Origin of the sequence: Nonlabens ulvanivorans (genome assembly GCF_032922765.1) — a bacterium.
GTDB lineage: Bacteria > Bacteroidota > Bacteroidia > Flavobacteriales > Flavobacteriaceae > Nonlabens > Nonlabens ulvanivorans.
Map to the genome: position 1 here is coordinate 2,710,585 of NZ_CP136694.1, position 20,276 is coordinate 2,730,860.

At 35.5% G+C, this 20,276-nt stretch carries 20 protein-coding genes; 12 read left to right on the forward strand and 8 right to left on the reverse strand.

Going from position 1 to position 20,276, the window contains the following annotated elements:
* Positions 1-36: 36 nt before the first annotated feature.
* The 7 genes from R1T42_RS12260 to R1T42_RS12290 all read left to right on the forward strand — a co-directional run bounded on the left by R1T42_RS12260 (position 37) and on the right by R1T42_RS12290 (position 8,775).
* Positions 37-1,629 carry a hypothetical protein gene (locus R1T42_RS12260; RefSeq protein WP_317290527.1) on the forward strand — a complete coding sequence of 531 codons (1,593 nt, stop codon included), beginning with the start codon at positions 37-39 and terminating at the stop codon, positions 1,627-1,629.
* The gene (locus R1T42_RS12265) at positions 1,626-2,639 is read left to right on the forward strand and encodes a vWA domain-containing protein (protein WP_317290528.1); all 1,014 of its coding nucleotides are present in this window, start codon (positions 1,626-1,628) and stop codon (positions 2,637-2,639) included. The genes R1T42_RS12260 and R1T42_RS12265 overlap by 4 nt, the downstream gene beginning before the upstream one ends.
* A gap of 32 nt (positions 2,640-2,671) precedes the next feature.
* Positions 2,672-3,703 (forward strand): VWA domain-containing protein, encoded by a 1,032-nt coding sequence (locus R1T42_RS12270; protein ID WP_317290529.1) that lies wholly within the window; start codon positions 2,672-2,674, stop codon positions 3,701-3,703.
* Positions 3,696-4,535: a tetratricopeptide repeat protein gene (locus R1T42_RS12275; protein WP_317290530.1), complete on the forward strand. Its 840-nt coding sequence runs from the start codon at positions 3,696-3,698 to the stop codon at positions 4,533-4,535. The genes R1T42_RS12270 and R1T42_RS12275 overlap by 8 nt, the downstream gene beginning before the upstream one ends.
* A 1-nt stretch (position 4,536) precedes the next feature.
* Positions 4,537-6,306, forward strand: coding sequence for a BatD family protein (locus R1T42_RS12280; protein WP_036583128.1), 1,770 nt, complete (start codon positions 4,537-4,539; stop codon positions 6,304-6,306).
* A 2-nt stretch (positions 6,307-6,308) separates the two neighbouring features.
* Positions 6,309-7,067, forward strand: a complete 759-nt coding sequence (locus R1T42_RS12285) for an SH3 domain-containing protein (RefSeq protein ID WP_317290531.1) — start codon at positions 6,309-6,311, stop codon at positions 7,065-7,067.
* Between the two features lie 97 nt (positions 7,068-7,164).
* Positions 7,165-8,775 (forward strand): SulP family inorganic anion transporter, encoded by a 1,611-nt coding sequence (locus tag R1T42_RS12290; protein ID WP_317290532.1) that lies wholly within the window; start codon positions 7,165-7,167, stop codon positions 8,773-8,775.
* 10 nt (positions 8,776-8,785) lie between these two features.
* On the opposite strand, the gene R1T42_RS12295 is transcribed toward R1T42_RS12290, so the two are convergent.
* From R1T42_RS12295 to hemA, 3 genes are all read right to left on the reverse strand, one after another.
* Positions 8,786-9,352: a CvpA family protein gene (locus R1T42_RS12295; RefSeq protein ID WP_317290533.1), complete on the reverse strand. Its 567-nt coding sequence runs from the start codon at positions 9,350-9,352 to the stop codon at positions 8,786-8,788.
* A gap of 64 nt (positions 9,353-9,416) precedes the next feature.
* Positions 9,417-10,370, reverse strand: coding sequence for a hydroxymethylbilane synthase (hemC, locus tag R1T42_RS12300; RefSeq protein ID WP_317290534.1), 954 nt, complete (start codon positions 10,368-10,370; stop codon positions 9,417-9,419).
* Positions 10,360-11,625, reverse strand: a complete 1,266-nt coding sequence (hemA, locus tag R1T42_RS12305) for a glutamyl-tRNA reductase (RefSeq protein WP_036583110.1) — start codon at positions 11,623-11,625, stop codon at positions 10,360-10,362. Before hemA ends, hemC begins: the two co-directional genes overlap by 11 nt.
* Before the next feature lie 189 nt (positions 11,626-11,814).
* Here hemA and R1T42_RS12310 point away from each other — a divergent pair, with 189 nt between their 5' ends.
* The gene (locus R1T42_RS12310) at positions 11,815-12,690 is read left to right on the forward strand and encodes a helix-turn-helix transcriptional regulator (RefSeq protein WP_042245303.1); all 876 of its coding nucleotides are present in this window, start codon (positions 11,815-11,817) and stop codon (positions 12,688-12,690) included.
* 12 nt (positions 12,691-12,702) lie between these two features.
* Here the strand turns inward: R1T42_RS12310 and R1T42_RS12315 are convergent, their stop codons facing one another.
* Together R1T42_RS12315 and R1T42_RS12320 are read right to left on the reverse strand one after the other, a co-directional pair.
* Positions 12,703-13,248, reverse strand: coding sequence for a hypothetical protein (locus R1T42_RS12315; protein WP_152556219.1), 546 nt, complete (start codon positions 13,246-13,248; stop codon positions 12,703-12,705).
* An 83-nt stretch (positions 13,249-13,331) separates the two neighbouring features.
* Positions 13,332-14,603, reverse strand: coding sequence for a cystathionine gamma-synthase family protein (locus R1T42_RS12320; protein ID WP_317290535.1), 1,272 nt, complete (start codon positions 14,601-14,603; stop codon positions 13,332-13,334).
* 187 nt (positions 14,604-14,790) lie between these two features.
* Between R1T42_RS12320 and R1T42_RS12325 the strand changes: the two genes are divergently transcribed.
* Positions 14,791-15,219, forward strand: coding sequence for a hypothetical protein (locus R1T42_RS12325; protein WP_036583105.1), 429 nt, complete (start codon positions 14,791-14,793; stop codon positions 15,217-15,219).
* Position 15,220: 1 nt separating this feature from the next.
* Here the strand turns inward: R1T42_RS12325 and R1T42_RS12330 are convergent, their stop codons facing one another.
* A complete protein-coding gene (locus R1T42_RS12330; protein ID WP_317290536.1) occupies positions 15,221-16,147 on the reverse strand; it encodes a histone deacetylase family protein in 927 nt (308 codons plus the stop codon).
* A gap of 141 nt (positions 16,148-16,288) precedes the next feature.
* Between R1T42_RS12330 and R1T42_RS12335 the strand changes: the two genes are divergently transcribed.
* From R1T42_RS12335 to R1T42_RS12345, 3 genes are all read left to right on the forward strand, one after another.
* Positions 16,289-16,657, forward strand: coding sequence for a hypothetical protein (locus R1T42_RS12335; protein ID WP_317290537.1), 369 nt, complete (start codon positions 16,289-16,291; stop codon positions 16,655-16,657).
* A 79-nt stretch (positions 16,658-16,736) separates the two neighbouring features.
* A complete protein-coding gene (locus R1T42_RS12340) occupies positions 16,737-17,759 on the forward strand; it encodes a transporter family protein (protein WP_036583102.1) in 1,023 nt (340 codons plus the stop codon).
* Between the two features lie 11 nt (positions 17,760-17,770).
* On the forward strand, positions 17,771-18,187 hold the full coding sequence (locus tag R1T42_RS12345) for a hypothetical protein (protein ID WP_036583100.1): 417 nt from the start codon (positions 17,771-17,773) through the stop codon (positions 18,185-18,187).
* A 63-nt stretch (positions 18,188-18,250) separates the two neighbouring features.
* Here the strand turns inward: R1T42_RS12345 and R1T42_RS12350 are convergent, their stop codons facing one another.
* Both R1T42_RS12350 and R1T42_RS12355 read right to left on the reverse strand, forming a co-directional pair.
* Positions 18,251-18,844, reverse strand: coding sequence for a TetR/AcrR family transcriptional regulator (locus tag R1T42_RS12350; RefSeq protein WP_317290538.1), 594 nt, complete (start codon positions 18,842-18,844; stop codon positions 18,251-18,253).
* Positions 18,845-18,914: 70 nt separating this feature from the next.
* Positions 18,915-20,261 (reverse strand): cytochrome-c peroxidase, encoded by a 1,347-nt coding sequence (locus tag R1T42_RS12355; RefSeq protein ID WP_317290539.1) that lies wholly within the window; start codon positions 20,259-20,261, stop codon positions 18,915-18,917.
* Positions 20,262-20,276: the final 15 nt, after the last annotated feature.

The following is a 20,276-nucleotide window of genomic DNA, read 5'->3' on the forward strand; positions in this document are numbered from 1 at the left end:
CAATTGATTCAAATATTCTTTTTCGGGTTTTTAAGCATGACCCAACTATTAGCTCAACAGCCAGTACAAACTACTGTTGATCGTAATGAAATCCTGATGGGTGAAGAGGTGAAACTAGGTATTACCGTAGATGCTACAAGTACAGATTTAATTGTTTTTCCAGAACAGGCAAAATTTGGTCAGTTAGAAGTTATAGAGTCTTATCCAGTAGACACAATACGTGAAAATGATCGATTGAGATTATTTAAACAATATGGGATTACTCAATGGGATTCTGGTGATTATTATGTTCCACAATTAAGCATTCTTAAAAACGAGGCTAAAATATTTTCGGATTCCATACTTGTAAAAGTTCGCGAGGTACAAGTGGATACTGCAAAACAAAAAATGTTTGACATAAAGCCAGCTATCGATATACCAGACACAAGACCTACTGACTGGAGCTGGTTATGGTGGCTGCTATTGCTTTTACCACTAGGTGGTCTTATATATCTGCTTACGCGAAAGCGTGAAAAGAAAACCTATGAGGAAACATTACAGCCTTATGAATGGACTAGATATCGTTTATCAAAACTAGATGAACAGCAGTTGTTAGAGCAAAAACGCTCTAAAGAATTCTATACAGAGTTGACTTATATTATTAGAAAATATATTGACTCTAAGGTATATGGACATGCTTTAGAGAGCACAACGGGACAATTATTAGGTGAACTTAAAACAGTTATGGTTGATCGTGGTATGAACATTACATCAACGACAGAGACTCGACTTAAAGAAATATTAGAAAGAGCAGATCTTGTAAAATTTGCTGGTGTCGCACCAGATGCCATTACTGCAAAAGAAGATCGATTGCACACAACCGATATTATCTATAACATTCATCAGGTACTACCACCACCTACTGAAGAGGAGTTGATGATGGATGCAAAATATAGAAGAAAGCAAGAATTGAAAGCGCAAGCTAAAAAAATTGCGCTAGGTGCAGGATTAGCTTTAATTACGATAATAATTGCGTTAGGTAGTTGGATTTATATTGAAGGAGCAAATAATGTTAAGGATAAGATACTAGGAAACGAGTTACGCGAGTATTATGAGCAGGACTGGTTGCGATCGGGTTATGGTGTTCCAGAAGTAGCTATTACCACTCCAGATATATTAGTGCGTACAGATGAGGATAAACTTCCCGAAGAGTTGTCACAATATGTAGGTGCATTTGATAATTTTCAATTAGGTGAAGATGGAGATAATCTAACCATTACAGTTTCTACATATTTGTTTAAGGAAGGAGCACAGCTTAATGAGCTTAACGCACAAAATTTAATAGGTCCTGTTACTAATGGTCTAGAACAAGATGGAGCGACTAATATAGTTATGCTAGATAACGAGTTAGAGCATAAGGGAATGAAAGGATTGGAATTTACGGGAACCTTTGATTTTGATGGCTCAGCTTATGAATATGACTTGTGGATTTTTAATGAAAATAGCGGTATGCAGCAGATTTTTGTGACTTATCTAGAAGATGATGAAGAAGATAAATCGAGAGAATATGGTCGTTTGATTAAGGAACGTATTTTAAATTCGATAGAAATTGCAAAAATTGAAAATTCTAAAAAACAATCAGGTAAATGATAAACTGGTTTAATAGTATCGAGTTTCTAGATCCGCAAATGTTCTGGTTATTGCTGGCTATACCAGTTGCAATTGCATGGTATCTCTGGACACGTCGCAGGCAGCAAGCTCAAGTTCAGATTTCTAGTTTAAAAGGTTTTAAGGTAGAAACCTCGTGGCTAGCAAATCTGCGTCCATTGTTATTTATATTAAGATTGATAGTGCTTGCGCTAATTATTACAGCACTGGCTAGACCACAAACTACTGATATTACTACAAAAACTAAAAAAACAGAAGGAATAGATATTGTACTAGCAGTAGATGTAAGTGCAAGTATGCTAGCCGAGGATCTAAGTCCTAATAGACTAGAAGCTACTAAAAAGGTAGCGGCAGACTTTATTAAAGGAAGACCTAATGATCGTATAGGAGTAGTCGTCTATGCAGGAGAAAGTTATACTAAAACGCCTATCACAACAGATGAGATGATCTCGTTAAGAGCAATCAATGAAATAGCATTTGATGGTGTTTTAGAAAATGGTACTGCAATAGGTATGGGACTAGCGACAGCGGTCAACCGATTAAAAGACAGTGAAGCATTAAGTAAGGTAATTATATTAATGACTGATGGAGTTAATAATAGTGGTTTTATAGACCCTAAAATCGCTAGTGAACTTGCCCTAGAATATGACATTAAGGTATATACCATAGGAATAGGTACAAACGGAATGGCGCCATCGCCGGTAGCTCCAATCGGTAGAAACAGATTCCGTATGGCAATGATGCCAGTAGAAATTGATGAAGATTTAATGAAGCAAATCGCGGTAGACACTGGCGGGAAATATTTTAGAGCAACTAATAATAAAAAGCTTGTAGAAATCTATAGTGAGATTGATAAGCTAGAAAAAACGGAAATAGAAGAATTTAAATTTATAAATACTGAGGAGAAATATAGAATTCTAGTGCTGTTTGCACTTGGGTTTTTAGGATTGGAAATGTTATTGCGTTACACGGTATTTAGAACAGTAGCATAAACTTGATAAAAAATAGAAGTAAAAATTATTAAATGTACCTATTAGAAGAGAAAATATACTTTTGGCTGCTATGCATCATTCCGGTGCTGGTAATGCTATTTGTGCTTTTGTCGTACTGGCGTTTTACAGCACAGCGCAAGTATGCAGAAAAGCAAATGCTTTCTCATTTAATACCAGATCGCTCTTGGTTCAAACCTATTTTAAAACTAGTTACCATAAGTGCCGGGATTTTATTTTTAGTAGTTGGATTAGTAAATCTAAAAGCAGGTACGAAAATAGAAACTATTAAAAGGGAAGGCGTGGATATCGTGTTTGCAGTGGACATTTCAAAATCTATGCTTGCAGAAGATATTGCACCTAGTCGTTTAGAAAAATCACAACAGTTAGTAACTCAAATCATTAATAACCTTGCTAGTGATCGCATAGGGTTAATTGCTTATGCCGGATCTGCTGTGCCACAATTACCTATTACCACAGACTACAGCAGTGCAAAAATGTTTTTGCAATCTATGAACACAGATCTAGTTTCTAGTCAAGGTACAGCCATTGCAGAGGCGATACAACTAGCAGAAAGTTATTATAGTGAAGATACTGAAGCTTCAAAAGTGCTCGTCATCATATCTGATGGTGAGGATCATGAAGGAGAAGCTCTAGATTATGCTGAGGCAGCTGCAGAAAATGGAATACGTATCATTACCATAGGAGTAGGTACTGAAAAAGGTGGAACCATTCCTATTAAACGCAATGGTATTGTACGTGAATTTAAAAAAGATAGAGATGGTAACACCGTTATAACCAGACTTAATTCTGAAACGCTAGAAGAAATAGCAAGTGTAGGTAATGGGGTTTATATCGATGGTACAGTAACCGCTAGCGTAATTGAAAAATTAAAAGAAGAACTCTTAGGTATTGATAAAGTTGAATTTGAATCACAGCAGTACGCAGATTTTGAATCTCAATTTCAATGGTTTCTGGGCTTTGGATTGTTCTTTTTATTTTTAGATATCTTTTATTTAGAGAAAAAAACGGCGTGGCTTAAAAAATTAAACCTTTTCAATGAGTAATAGTCATAAACATATTATCTGTGTGGTTGCATTGAGCTTGTTAGGTCTCGCTTTCGCGAAAGCGCAACAAAACAAAGAATTAGATAAGGCATATGATACAGCTGTTGCAGAGGCTCAAGAATATACAGCTGAAGGCGATTTTAATCAAGCAGAAGCATCTTATCGCAAGGCCACTGCACTCAAACCTGGCGCAGCAGAATCTAGTTATAACTTAGGTACGCTATATTATAACAACGATAAAAAATTCAACTCTGTAGAGAATTATAAAAAGGCTGCCGAGGCATCTACAAGTAAAGAAGAAAAGCACAAGATTTATCATAATCTAGGGAACTCTTTTTTAGAAAATAAGCAATATGATGAAGCTGTAGAGGCTTATAAAAACGCCTTGCGCAATGACCCTACAGACGATGAAACTCGCTATAACCTTGCCCTTGCAAAACAAGAGAAAGAGAAAAATGGCGGCGGTGGCGGTGGTGGCAATGATGATCAAGATCAAGATAAGGATCAAGATAATAAAGAAGGTGATAAGGATGAGAATAGTGATGGTGATAATGAAGGTGATCAGAACGAGAAAGACGGTAAAGATCAAGAAGGCGATAAGGGCGATCAAAAAGAAAGTGATAAAGGAGAGAATAGTGAAGGAGAGAATGGTGATGGTAAACCTAAGGAACAAAATCAAGGACAGCAACCACAGCGTGTTGAAGGTAAATTAACGCCGCAGCAAGCAAGACAATTGTTAGAGGCGATGTCTAATGAAGAACAAAAGATTCAAGAAAAAGTAAACGCAAAAAAGGCTCAAGGCAAAAGCGTTAAAACAGAGAAAGACTGGTAATATGAGACATTTAATCATTTTCTGTTTGTTAATCATAACTGGCTGGACCAGTATGGCTCAAGTAGAATTTACGGCAACACCTACACGTGATAAAATTGCTATAAATGAACGCGTGCGTGTAGAGTTTAAGATGAATGTAGCAGGAGATAATTTTACGCCACCTAATTTTGAAGGTTTTCAAGTAGTTAGTGGTCCTATTCAATCATTTTCTCAACAATGGGTAAATGGTAAAAGTAGCATGAGTAAATCTTATAGTTACATTTTAAAGCCTAATAAGACAGGAAAGGTTACTATTAAACAGGCTGTTATGGAGTTTGAAGGAGCTGAGTATAAAACAGTCCCTTTTCAAATCGCTATCAACGGTGCTGTTGATGATCCTAAAGATGCAAATAGTCAAGAGATTACAGCAGATACTGATATTCACCTAGTCGCTGAGGTTTCAAAAGCAAATCCATATCTTAATGAACCTATTAAAGTGGTTTACAAACTGTATGTGGCAAATAACACTGGAGTAAGTGGATGGAATGAAATTGATAGCCCAAAGTATCCAGATTTTTGGTCTTTGAATATTGATAATCGTAATGCTCAAGTTAAAAACGGTAATTATCTAGGTCAACCGTATCGTTATTTACAATTAAGAGAAGTGGTTCTTTATCCACAGAAAACTGGCGAATTAGTTATTGAGCCTCTAACCTTAGATATTAATGTAGAAGTACCGACTAATAGGCGAGACTTTTTTGGTAGAACAGTTTTTAAAACGGTTTCAAAAACAGTAAGTGCAGGAAGTAGAAAAATAAACGTTAAGTCCATTCCGACAGCCGGACGTCCAGCAAGTTATACGGGAGCTGTAGGTGATTTTAAATTTAAGGTAGAACTTGATAAAGCGCAGTTAGATGCAGGAGAAAGTTTAAACGCTGTTGTTAAAGTGGGCGGAACTGGAAATTTAAAATTAATGGAATTGCCTAAACTTAAAGTTCCTCAAAGTCTTGAAGCTTATGAGCCAGAGCGCGGCAATGATGTTAAAACTAGTATTTCTGGAATGAAAGGAACTATAAGCGATACCTATGTAATAGTGCCGCAATATGGTGGGAAGTACATATTGCCACCGGTTGAGTTCTCTTATTTTGACCCTAAAAAAGAAACTTTTATAACTCTTAATAGTGGAGAGACTCTTATTGAAGTTAACGGTCCTGCGCCAGCATCTGGCTCTAATACTGCAGTTAATAATTCTACCGGCGCTAATAAAAATTTTATAAGCAACGATGCGCAATTTGCTTTTATCAAAACATCTACTGATTTTATAGATAAAGAATCAACCTATTTCTTTAATTCAACACCTTATTGGGTTGTTATAAGTGGTTCATTATTATTAATTCCTCTCGCCTTATTAGTAAGACGCAAACAAGAAGCTATTGCTAGCGATGTTATTGGAAATCGATTGAAAACTGCAAATAGACTAAGTAAAAAATATTTAAGTGCTGCAAAGAAAAACTTAGGAAATCATGATCAGTTTTATATCTCATTAGAAAAGTCATTACACAATTATTTAAAATCAAAGCTCAATATTCAAACTGCCGAAATGTCTAAGGATAGAGTTAGTGAGTTATTATTACAGCGTGGTGCAACGGTAGAAACTAATAAGGAATTTGTAGAATTGCTAGCCAGTTGTGAATTTGCTAGATACACACCTTCCTCAGATAGTGGTATGCAACAAGACTTTGAAAAAGCTAGTAAAGTCATTAATGAAATCGATAAACAATTAAAACGCTAATTATGAAGTGGATGACAAGCTTTTTGTTTTTGTTGATGACACTTATCGTAAGTGGTCAAGGTAGTGAAGTAGATGATCATTTTGCTAAAGCTAATCAAGCCTACACGGCTGAGAATTATCAAATGGCTATCTCAAATTATGAGGAGATACTTAAAACTGATGTTCACAGTGTTGACGTTTATTATAATCTCGGTAATTCCTATTATAAACTTAATCAGGTAGGACCTGCTATTTATAATTATGAAAAGGCATTAATGTTAGATCCTAGTAATGAAGATGTTTTAAATAATTTACAATTTGCAAAGCAAATGCGTATTGATGCAGTAGAGAGCTTACCAGAAAACGAATTTGAGTCTAAAGCAAGTTCAGTTGCGAGTTCCTTAACCATTGATGAATGGGCATATTTAAGCATTATTCTATTAATCATTTCTATACTTCTATTTGTACTATATCATTATTCTCAAACAGCTGGTAAGAAAAGGCTGTTTTTTCTATTAATGTTATTATTTGCTATTGGGGTAATTACTACAATAATAATAGGTTTTTATGCTCAAAATAACTTGGGTAATCAGCAGTATGCTATCGTATATGCTGCAGAGTTTACTGCAAGAGAAGAACCTAAGCAGTCTAGCTCAGCTAGTTTTGTCATTCATGAAGGAACAAAAGTTGAGGTGCTAGAAGAGTTCAATGATTGGGCAAGAATCTCTTTAGAAAACGGTAGTAAAGCATGGGTGACTTTAAAAACAATTAAAAAGCTCTAATTCATATTTACTTATTCAGTACAGTGAACTGTTTCTTTTGTCGTTTTTTCTTTATACATTAGTTGATAGTGTTACTATTAATTAATAATAAAGAATAATGTTTAAATATTTATCTAAGGATATACCGGCAAGTGTCGTAGTATTTTTTGTGGCTCTACCTTTATGTCTAGGTATTGCATTAGCTAGTGGTGCACCACCATTTGCAGGAATGATTGCTGGAATTATAGGAGGTATCGTTGTAGGTTCTCTTAGTGGTTCTCAAATAGGTGTAAGCGGTCCGGCAGCTGGGCTAGCAGCTATAGTAATGACAGCCATTACTACCATGGGTTATGAAAACTTCTTAGTAGCTGTAGTAATAGGAGGAGTTATTCAAATACTATTCGGTATTGGTAAATTAGGTATCATTGGTTACTTTTTTCCGTCTTCTGTTATTAAAGGTATGTTGACCGGTATAGGAATCATTATTATTTTAAAGCAAATCCCTCATTTTTTTGGAATGGATGAAGATCCAGAAGGTGATTTTGCTTTCTTACAGCTGGATGGGGAAAATACTTTAACAGAGCTTCTTAAGGCTTTTAATGCATTAATAAGTGGTAACATTAGTATCGGAGCGACGGTTGTAGCTATTATTGCTATGGCTATTTTACTACTGTGGTCCAATATATTATCTAAGAAAGGTAAATTGTTTACTTTAATTCAAGGTCCATTAGTTGCAGTTGTGATAGGAATAGTATTCTACTTATTCACTAAAGATTCTTCGCTTGCAATTACTCAAGATCACTTAGTGAAAGTTCCAGTACCTAAAGATTTTGATAGCTTCTTAGGACAATTCAGTTTTCCTAATTTTTCTTCTATTGGCAAAACAGAAGTTTGGATAACAGGATTTACTATTGCCTTAGTAGCATCATTAGAGACTCTGTTATGTGTAGAAGCTACCGATAAGTTAGATCCTGAAAAGAATGTAACTCCGACTAACAGAGAGTTATTTGCACAAGGTACAGGTAACATCCTATCGGGTCTGATAGGTGGATTACCTATCACTCAGGTTATTGTCCGTAGTTCTGCTAATATTCAATCAGGTGGTAAAACAAAACTATCTGCTATAATTCACGGTTTTTTCTTATTGATAGCAGTTATCTTAATTCCTACGTTACTCAATAAAATTCCACTATCTGTTCTTGCGGCTATTCTTTTTATTGTTGGTTTTAAGCTTGCAAAGCCTTCTACATTTAAACAAATGTTCAGCCTGGGCTGGAAGCAATGGGTACCTTTTATAGTAACTATTTTAGGGATTATATTTAAAGACTTGTTATGGGGAATAGGGATTGGACTCGTAGTAGGGATTTTTATTACCTTAATTAAAAGTTTTCAAAATTCACATTTCTTGCACAAAGAAGGTGAAGATGTAAATGATGGAAAAATAAAAATGACGCTAGCTGAAGAGGTTACCTTTTTCAATAAAGCAACCATCCTTAAAGAACTAGATAAGATTCCTGAAAACTCTGTACTTGAACTAGACGTGACTAAGACAGTTTATTTAGATAATGATATTATAGAGATTCTAGAGGATTTCTCTCATAAAGCTAAGGACAGAAATATCACCATTGATCTAATCTCTCAACGTGGTAATGTTACTAATCCTGAAAGTTTTGTAGAATTCTTTAAACTGGATTATAAAGCAAAAAAGCTTCCTTTATCAGATCTTTAAGTGTTCTGTTTTAGAAGTTGCCAGATGTGTTTGTAGAATCTATTGGTGTCTCATTCTCATCTCTATCACCTCTTATCCTACGATCTACGCGATCAGCTTCTGCAAGAATTTTAGGAAGCAAAAAAGGTGCAAGTGGCTCTATGTGTTCATAAACTAAGCTGTCTTCGGTTATTTGATCTCCTAAAAGATTAAATTCTCCAGAGGCAGTTTTTATAAACATTAATATAACGCTTGCAAGAAAAGCCATTTTTATAAGTCCAAAAGCACCGCCAGCTAGTTTATTCAAAAAGCCCAATTTTGCAGTTTTCATTAATTTAGTAATCAGCTTACCTACGTAGCTTATTACAAATATGATAACGACAAAAGTGATGATAAAGCTAGCTATCGTAATATATGTTTCTTCCCATTCAAATTGTTTGCGCAACCAGTCTCCTGCATAATTTGAGAAATAAATAGAGCCGTAAATTGCCGCAATTAAAGCGAGTAAAGATGTAAGCTCTACAAAAAAACCGTTGAGATAGCCCTTCCAAAGGCCTATCAATAAAACAATACAAATAACAATATCTAACCAATTCATAGCCGTAAATATAATGAGTTGGTAAAGAACTTAACGGTCTTGTATAAAAAAGGAGTGTAAAACTCTAGGAATTAAGTACCGACTTAATGGATTGCATTAAAGCTTTTCCGCCGTTTGCAAATACTTTTTCTGATTGCGCTTTCGCAAAAGCGACACCTAAATCAACATCTGTTTCTGTCAAGTTAATCTGATCTTTTACATCGATACGTTCCGTACCATCTATACTTAGTAGACAGCCGGTAAAATCAATTTTATTATCACGCACTTGAGCAATCGCACCTATAGGAGCGGTACAACCGCCTTCTAGTTCTCTTAGAAAACGTCGTTCTATGTCAACACATCGTTGTGTTTGAGCGTGATTAAGTTGTGAGGCCGCTTCTAATACAGCGGTATTATGTCCCATTGCGGCAATCATCATCGCGCCTTGAGCTGGTGCAGGTACAAAACTATCTAAGTCTGAATATTCAAACCCATAATTACTTCTTAATTGCGATAATAACCCGATACGGTCTAATCCTGCTTTTGCAAATATTGCAGCATTCCAGTCTTTATTACTATGTAATTTAGAAAGACGTGTGTTAACATTACCTCTTAGATCAACAACCTGATGTTGTGAGTACATATTAAGCCATTGGGCCTTGCGACGTAAACTACCAGTTGCGATAGTCATGGCTTCGTCTGGATTAAAGTTAGACTTATATACTAAAATATCTTTCTGAGAAGCGCGCTCAAGCACAGCTGCTTGCACCATACCTTTAGGTAGTTGAGTAGGAACGTCTTTAAGACTATGCACTGCAATATCAATATCACCTTTAACTAGTGCGACATCGAGAGTTTTAGTAAAGATACCTGTGATGCCCATTTCATAAAGTGGCTCATCAAGATTAAGATCACCTTGTGATTTTACAGGTAATAATTCTGTTTGAAAACCTAAAGCTTCTAATTGAGACTGAACAGTTGTGGCCTGCCACATCGCTAGTTGTGAATCTCTTGTACCTATTCTTATTTTAAGACTCATAACTGCTTAATTCTTCTAGTTTAAAGACTTTATTGAGTAAACTTATCGCCTCTTCAGTACTTTCATCTTCATTGCGTAAATGATTTGCAAAATGGCCAGCGATTTTTTGAATAATACGATCAGCTAGTACGTCTGCCTGTTCGTGATTAAAATCACTGAATTTTGTACGACTATTTTTAATTTCAGCATCTTTAAGAGTAGAGAGTTTAGTTTTAAGGGCATGCATGGTAGGTGCAAACTGTCTAGAAACCATCCACTGCTTAAAATCTGCATGAACGTCTTTAATAATAGCCTGAGCTTGAGGTATAAAATTCTCTCTATTTTCAAGTGTCTTATGAGTCACTTTAGAAAGTTCGTCTAAGTGAATAAGCTTTACATTATCTAATTCTGTCACGTTATCATCCACATTTTTAGGTATGGATAGGTCCATGATTAATAAAGGCTTATTAGTGTGTATGATCTGTTTAGAAACGGTAGGCTTTTGTGCGCCTGTAGCTACAATAATAATGTCTGATTGAGCAATTTCTTCTTCTAGTTGCGCATAATCTTTAACGATTAAGTCAAATCTTCCCGCGATACGTTCTGCCTTATCTTTAGTACGATTGATTAGTGTGATCTGCTTATTTTCTGTATGTTTTACTAGATTTTCACAGGTGTTACGACCTATTTTACCAGTTCCGAAAAGCAAAATCTTTTTTGCAGGTCCACCAGCAGGAAAGTTTTCTAAAATATATTGTGCACTAGCAAAACTAACTGATGTTGCACCACTACTTAACTCTGTTTCGGTTTTAATGCGCTTACTAGCTTGTATGACACAATTCATCAAACGTTCCATGTAGGCATTAATCAAGCCTAATTTTTTTGAGCGTTTGAACGCCATTTTAAGCTGTCCTATAATCTCAAAATCTCCTAATATCTGACTGTCTAATCCAGTACCTACGGTATAGAGATGATTACAGGCGTCTTCGTTTTTTTGAATGTAGGCTATTTTTTGAAACTCCTCTACAGTACCATGTGAATGCTCACATAATAATCGTATTAATTGAAAAGGATGCTGTGCAAATCCATAAAGCTCTGTACGATTACAGGTAGATATCACTGCTAGAGAAGGAATGCCTTCTTCTTTTGCTTCTAGTAATAAATTGTTGATCCCTTCTTCTGAAAGTGAAAAAAGTCCGCGAGTCTCGGCATCGGCTTTGCGATAACTGAGACCTATACTGTAAAATGAAAAATGTTTGGGCTGAGCTGCCGCCATATACACTTTGATAATGAAAAACAAAATTATAAGACTAATCGTTATTAAAGTAACGCTATGAGTTCCAATTTAAACGCAATGAGTTACTTTTGTAGTTAAAATGTGTATTTTGTACTGATAAATGGTGTTATAAACGCTTTCGCGAAAGCAAAACACTACTATTTAGAGTAGTTATAAATAAGAATGAAAATGGAAAATATCGCTAAAGGTGCTGCTGAGGTGACCTTAATTGAAGAAGGATTTCAAGTAGTAAGATTAAAGAATGAAACAGATGACGTGGCGCATTTTCACCACGATGTGGATAATAGTTATATTCAATTTCATTTTTGTTTAAAAGGTCAGGTAGATCTAGCGTTTAATGAAGGTAGTTATAAGTTAAGTCTTTCAGAACAAAATAGTTATCTGCTGTATAATCCTTCTCGAGATTTACCTATTAATCTAGATTTAAAGGGTCATTCTTGGTTTATATGTGTATTAGTTTCTATAAAAAAATTCCACTCGTTATTCTCTCCTGATGCACAGCATGTGAGTTTCTTAAGTGCCGAGAATAAGGATAAGAAATACTATGTTGATGGCAGTATATCGCCGTCCATGGCTGTGGCATTGCATCAGTTAATGAATTATAATTTGAACGATGCTATTAAGAGATTATACTTTAAAGGTAAGTCTTATGAATTGATGTCTTTATACTTCAATAGTCCAGAAGATGCAGATGTTGAGGCATGCCCATTTCTAGTAGATGAGGACAATATGCGTAAGATTAAAAAAGCCAAGGAAATCATTATTGAACGTATGACCAATCCGCCATCTCTTAATGAACTAGCGATGGAAATAGGATTGTCTCTTAAAAAATTAAAAGAAGGTTTTAAAGAAGTGTATGGAGATACCGTTTATGGATTTTTACTGGATCATAAAATGGATTATGCACGTCAACTCCTAGATAGCGGTCAGCATAATGTAAATGAAGTCGGTCTTAAAGTGGGCTATAGTACAGCAAGCCATTTTATAAGTGCCTTTAAAAAGAAATATGGTACGACGCCTAAGAAATATTTAACCGGTAATTAAATGATATTGATATTAGGATTGTTTTTTAAGCAATCCTAATATCTCCTTATAGGTTTTCTCATTGTCCACATGAGTACTTAAGTAATTATAAACTTTGTTAATCACATCTTGTGAAGCGCCTAGGCTTTCAAAAAGAGCAAGGTCTTGTGACCAGTTTTCAATATTCCCTACAGTCTCGCCTAATCTTTCACTCGCAATAGTGACTTCTCTGATCTCCTTATAAACATCTGCCTTTTTAAATTTTACAATCTCGGTATAGAGATCATTAAAAGTCATTTGTTCTACTTTTTTCTCTTTAGAAATACGAGCTAGCATGGTATTAAAAACGTCCATGTTACCAAAAAAATTCACATCAAATTCATCGAGGCCACATGGTCTTAATTTTGCAATTTCCTTGAAGAGCACATTCTCATTTGCAAAAGAACCATCGAGCATAAAATTTAATTTCTCATTAAGCTGCATTTCGCAAGTTTCGATTGCATTGTCTTCTGATGGACTGTGCTGTGCTTGAGCAGCTATAGCTAGGAACATTGCAGCAAAAAAAAGGATTTTCTTCAAAGTGATTTTATTTATTTTAATAACGTGTCGTGGTAATTCTTAGTACACTAGGCAAAGAAAATGCCAAAACAATCCAAATCCAACTAAACTATCACATTTTCTGATATCCTTACTTCTTCAAGCGCTTGTTTTACATCGGCAATAAGGTCATCGCTGTTTTCTACACCTATCGATAAGCGCACAAGTGAATGTGTGACGCCTATAGATTCTGCGTGATTTTCATCTACGCCTGCGTGCGTCATAGAACGTGGGTGTTCTGCAAGACTTTCTGTTCCACCTAAACTTACTGCAAGGCGTATTAATCTCAACGAATTCAAGAATTTAAATGCTTCTTTCTCTCCACCTTTAATTTCAAAACTAATCATGGCGCCTGGTCCGTCATATTGTTTTTTGTAGATTTTATAATCTGGAGCATCTGGTTGTATTAAACCTAGGTAATTGAGCTTAGTGATTTTTTTATGGCCATTTAAAAAGTTAGCAACCTCTATAGCATTGCGTTGCTGTTGCTCCATACGTATTTTTAGAGTTTCCAGACTGCGCATTAACATCCAGCCTGTATGTGGAGAAGCCATGTTTCCTAAGAAAGTTCGTAGAACCTTGACACGATGCATAATCTCTGCATTACCTAATACGGCACCAGCAATCAAGTCGCTATGTCCACCTATATATTTTGTGGCGCTGTACATGACGATATCGGCACCTAATTGTAATGGATGCTGCCATAATGGTCCCATATAAGTATTATCGACACCTACGAGGACTTTTTTATCACTTGTTGAAAAATGATCGGCAATTTCTCGACACATTTCAATATCTATTAAAGCATTAGTAGGATTTGCAGGTGTTTCAATATGGATTAGTGCCACTTTATCTGCATATCCAGCATCTTCTACCTGTTTGATAATCTCATTTTTACTCATACCTGATTTAAAACCTAGAGAATGGATACCATATTTAGGTAAAAAGTGGTTGATAAAGTGGTCTGTTCCACCATAAGTAGGTGAACTGTATAGTAAGACCTGTCCTGGCTCTAAAAACTCCATAAGGACTGTTGATATAGCACTCATTCCACTTTCAAAAACCGCGCAATCATCTGCTTTATCCCATAAACGTACTCTGTTTTCTAGAATTTCTAGGTCTGGATTATTGATACGACTGTATATCAATCCCATTTCCTCACCTGGCAATTTATCACGCTTTCCATAGGCGAGTTCAAAAAATGCTTTGCCTTCTTCTGCATTTTTAAAGACAAAGGTGGAAGTTAAAAATATAGGACATTTAATAGCGCCTTCAGATAATTCAGGTTTATAACCATAGGACATCATTAGGCTTTCGGGTTTCATAGAATCTTTCATAATATGGGCTGTTTAAAACTAATCCTAATGTACTTTTTTTTGAGGATTCAATCGATTTCGTAAGCGATTTTTTTATGAATCCTATTAGAAAGTCTTTAAAAATGATAATTCCGTAATGTAAGACCTACATTTTTGTTATTTAAGATTTTCTTAACTTTAAGGTTTCAACCTATAAAACCAATTAATTATGCCTTACAGTTCAAAACCCCAGATGTGGTTCTGGGTACTCGCTATTATCTTTTTACTATGGAATCTTATGGGAATAGGCGCATGGTCCACAGAAATGGCAGCACCCGATATAATGATGGAGCAAATGACTGAACAACAACAAGAGTTATATCAATCTAGACCTGGTTGGTATATGTATGTTTATGGAATAGCTGTATTTGCTGGACTATTAGCTTGTATAATGTTGTTATTTAAAAGAAAACTAGCGGTAATACTATCTTTAGTATCGTTATTTGCGGTTATTATAACAACTAGTTTTAATTTCTTTAATGGCTCATGGGGCATTATCAACACCTCAGATAAGTTTTTCTTCTTAAGTGTTCCTTTGTTGTCCATTTGTCTTTGGCTATTTGCTCGCAGCGCTGCTTCTAAAGCCTGGTTGCGATAGCCTAAGTAAAAATATCTCGTGCTACTCTATAGGTGTTAGCATGTGCTTCAATGATTAATTTAATATCAGGAGAGTAACCGCCGCCCATACTGCATTGTATTGGGATGCGGTTATTATTTTTTGTTCTCGCTTTCGCGAAAGCGGACAAAGCAAACTCATCCCTTTTTTTACAACCATCTAGAGTCATACCTAGCCTGCCTAACTTGTCTGTTTCTAGCACATCGACACCACACAGGTAGAAAATGAAATCGGGCTGTTCTTGAGCAATTAAATCAGGCAGAATATGATGAAGTTCATTGAGATAACTACTGTCATCAGTATGATCTGGTAAGGCGATATCTAGGTCAGACAACTCCTTTTTAAACGGATAATTACCTGCGCCGTGCATGGAAAATGTGAATACGCTATCGTCATTTTGGAAGATTTCAGCAGTTCCATTTCCTTGATGAACGTCCAGATCTACAATCAGAATTTTATCTGCTAGCTGATGATGTTGTAAGTATCTAGCAGCGATTGCCTGATCATTTAGTAAACAAAATGCTTCACCATGATCTGTGTAAGCATGGTGTGTGCCACCAGCGATATTCATTGCAATGTTGTATTCAAATGCCTTTATGCAACCATCAATTGTACCTTGAGCTATGTATAATTCTCTTTCTACTAGCTGATTGTTTAATGGAAAACCCAATTTGCGTGCTGCTTTACGGTCTAGATTTAAGGTCTTAAGGTTTTTTAAGTACTCTGAAGTATGAACACGCAATACATCTATATCACAACATAGTTTATTGGGCTCAAAAAAATCTGTCTGATTTGCGGTTCCTTCTAGTAAAAGTTGCTGTGGTAATAGCTCATATTTTACCATAGGAAAACGATGGCCATCTGGTAAAGGATGTTTATAGATAGGATGAAAGGCGATAGGGAAATTCAAGAAACCGACATTATTTAGAACACTTCAAATTTAAGCACAAGATGATTACCATATTCTTTATAATTTTTAAACTATTGTATAGGTGTTAGGTATTAAATTTGCACAAAAATTAATCATATCAAGTCAGCATTAAGTATCATATTGTTAACGCTATTCAGCTTGCGACCTGTTTATCAAGTAGGCTGCTATGCATACTATGAGATGAATATTGATATGATTATTGAGCAGTATTGTGAAAATACGGATAGGCCAGAGCTTAATTGCGATGGAAAGTGTTATCTAGCTAAAACGCTTAAACTGCAACAAGCTCAATCCAGAACGGATTCTAAAGAGCAAGCGATCTCAATGTTGATTGAAGCTTTTTGTCCGTTATATTATCAAGATGTGGTTTTGTATATCGTTCCATCTTATGAAGTTATCGTTAAGAGAGGAAATAAGCCCTATTCATATATATTAAAAATAGGATTTCAGGACGTTATAAAGCCGCCACCACGAGTTTACAATACATAAGCACTTATTCTTCTATCGCTTTAATGCGATAACATTACTTATTTATTAAGGCCACACTGTGGTCACAAAACTCAACACATTGAAAAAAATACAATTAATTATAGCATTATGTGCAAGTACTTTAATGCTTGCTCAAGATAATAACACAACCTCTTATACAACAAACAGACCAGATGGGCATGCACCTATCTCAGTTATGGGAGATCATACTCATAATAAAGGAGAATGGATGGTGTCTTATCGTTTTTCTACCACTACTATGGAAGATTTGCGTCGCGCAAATGATGACGTTACTAATGAATCAGTTTTATTGCCTAATGGTGGAGATTATATGGTAACGCCTACTGAGATGCCTATGAATATGCATATGATAGGAGCTATGTATGCGCCTACTGACCGTTTAACACTTATGGCTATGGGAATGTATATGGACATGACCATGGATCATTTGACAGCTATGGGTGGAATGTTTACTACAGAATCTTCTGGTTTTGGAGATCTATCCGTATCTGCGATGTATAAATTTATAGATACAGATTCACATAAGTGGCATGCACAGATAGGTTTATCCATACCTACGGGAACTATTGATAACAAAGATGTAACGCCTGCTAGTATGGGTAATGAGGTGATATTACCTTACCCTATGCAAATAGGCAGTGGTACTTATGATGCCATTACTGCTGTTACTTACTTAGGTCAGTCAGATTATTTTTCTTGGGGTTCTCAATTAAGAGGTGTTTTCCGTACAGGTGAAAATGAAAATGATTATAGACTAGGGAATCAACTAGGCTGGAACAACTGGATTGCGTATCGTGCAACTAACTGGTTGAGTGTTTCAGGTAGGTTGCAAGGACTTATACAAGGCGGCATTAGAGGAGCTAATCCTGATTTGAATCCGGCAATGGTTATAACTGCAGATACTTCTAACTCTGGTTACGACGCTTTAAATGCTGGTTTTGGATTTAATATTTATGCGCCAGAATTATTAAAAGGTGCTCGTTTAGGATTTGAATATGCCTTACCTTTACAACAGAATCTAAATGGTGTACAGCTTAAGAATCAAGATGTTATCACTGTAGGCTTACAATATTCTTTTTAAACAAGTATAAGATGAAATCACTTTGGACATTAATATTATTAGCTCTTTTAGCCTCATGTAATGATGAGCTCAAAGAACAACAGGTCGCTTTTGATAATTTAAAGCAACAATCTATGGAGGCGCATGATGTAATTATGCCTAAAATGGGTGACTTAATGGATTTAAGCAATCAATTAAGTAAGAAAATGGACTCTACTAACACTGATTTGATCATGTCTAAAAAAAGCGAACTTCAGAAAGCGCATGATGATATGATGACATGGATGAGAGACTATTCTGAGAAGTTTCCTTATGATTATAAGCTTCCTAAAGATGTAAATGCAGTTAATAAACAGTTAGATGTTTTAAAAGAAGAGCATGAAGAGATCGAGGAACTTAAAGTAAGAACGCTTAGAGTAATTGATGAGGCGCAAGCCATGCTCAAGTAGTAGATTTCTCTGCAATACAATAACCCTAATAACTATAGTTTATAATTCTAGTTATTAGGGTTTTTAATTTAATAATAAATCACTATTTACAGTTTTTAAATAGGAGATGCTTTTTACTAAAGCATCATTATTACGCTCTAATTTACTCATCATAATAGCTCCTTCTAAGGTTGCTATATAGACGGCAGTTAATTGATCAGAATCTACGCTAGATTTTATCTGGTTATTTTTAAGTGCCTTATCAAAAATTCTTTTAATAGTTGTTTTAAAAGTGACAAGCATACCAAATGACTGCTGTCTTAAACCAGCATCTAGATCATCGCTTTCGCAGGCACTGTTCATTAAAGGACATCCTCCAGAGTAAGGCGGATTATCTAGGTAATTCTCAAAAAAATTAAATATTACATTCATTTTTGAAGTAAAATCTGATGCATTCTTGAGATCTATGTTAAGAATATCAAACATTCTTTTGCTTAAACTACGCAAGGCTTGTTGTTCTAAGTCTTCTTTATTTTTAAAATGCTTGTAGATTGCACCTTTTGTAAAGCCTGTAGCTGTAGTTATATCGCTTAATGATGTTGCTTTATATCCTTTAGTATTGAAAAGGTCAGCGCTCTCTTTTATGATTATGTCTTTAGTAAGCTGTGGATTTCTCATGCGATAAAGATACCGCTTGGTATTTCACTTACATTAGGTTTTAAGGATCAGATTTGCACATAGTTATTAACTACTCGCATCCTAAGTCTATTTTAGATTGGACGTCTGCATTAGGAAAACAATTTCCAGATAACACGGTCTCTGGTACATATCTGGTGAGATAAGAGTCGTAGAGACTATTCTCGACAAAGAATATTAAATCTTGAATCTCTTCTTCAGTTAGTGTAACTGCTCCTTTTTCACTAGCAATTTGAGATAAAGGAACGTTATTATCCTGCAGTTGACTCGATAATTTATAACGTATAACCTCTTCAATACTATTAAATGTACCACCATGTCCATAGAAATTAGCATCTCTTAAATTGTACAGTGTAGGAGTTTTAAATTTATAATCGTCTGAAGGGTTATTAGTAAAACCACCACGACCTTTTTTTACGTTATCAAAATTAGCATCATCCAATACTACAGCGTCATTACTATCATCAAAATGACCAAAACCGAATGCGTGAAAATCTTGATCTTTTAAAGCTGGTCCTGTATGACAGTTCATGCACTCTGCTTTGCCAGTAAATAAAATAGCTCCTCTTTTTTCTCGTTCACTTAAGGCTGCATAATCACCCTTAAGATAATCTTGCCATGGTGCACGATTAGATAGTAATGTTCTATTGAATGCCGCAAGAGCAAGAGCAGCGGTCTTTCTTGAGTATCTTTCAAAAGATTGTGTATTGCTAAAGGCTCTATCAAACATTTCTTTATAGCCATAAGTATCAGCAAAATTTTCATCTATTTGCAATCTATGAGTATCCTGTCCTACCATACCTTGAATTTCTAGACCTTGAAATCCTAAGTGGTTTTCAGGAATGTCACTCCATTGAGATTGTGTGCCAGCATTAGTTCCTGATCCACCTAGCATACCATTCCATAAAGCAACATCTTGATAAGCCACATTAAGTAAAGTAGGTACTCTTATAGGTTGCAGGTCTATAGAGTCTAATGGCATGGTTAAATCAAAACCGCGACTTTCTCCTGCTGCACCAAATCCACTACCGCTTTCACCTATTCCCTGACGTCTACCAGAGTAAAAACTAGAAGCTACAGGATGACAGGATGCACAAGCATAAGTGCCAGCCATAACATCCATTTTTGGATTACCACCACTAGCTGTTTCATGTAGTAATAATCTACCTAACTCTACTTTTTCTTTGGTTATTGGGTTCAATGGGTCTTGTGGTATAGACGCATAGTCATCGCTTTCAGGTAAAATAAAAAAGTTGATTCCTTGACCTTCAGATTTTTCTAATAATAGTTCTTCCAGTCTAATATCTAGTTCAGATTTTGCGACCTGGTAATCGTCAATATCGTTTTGACACGACATGACTGTAAAACTGATTAGAAGAAGAAAATAAATTTGTTTCATCAAAGAAAAGGTATT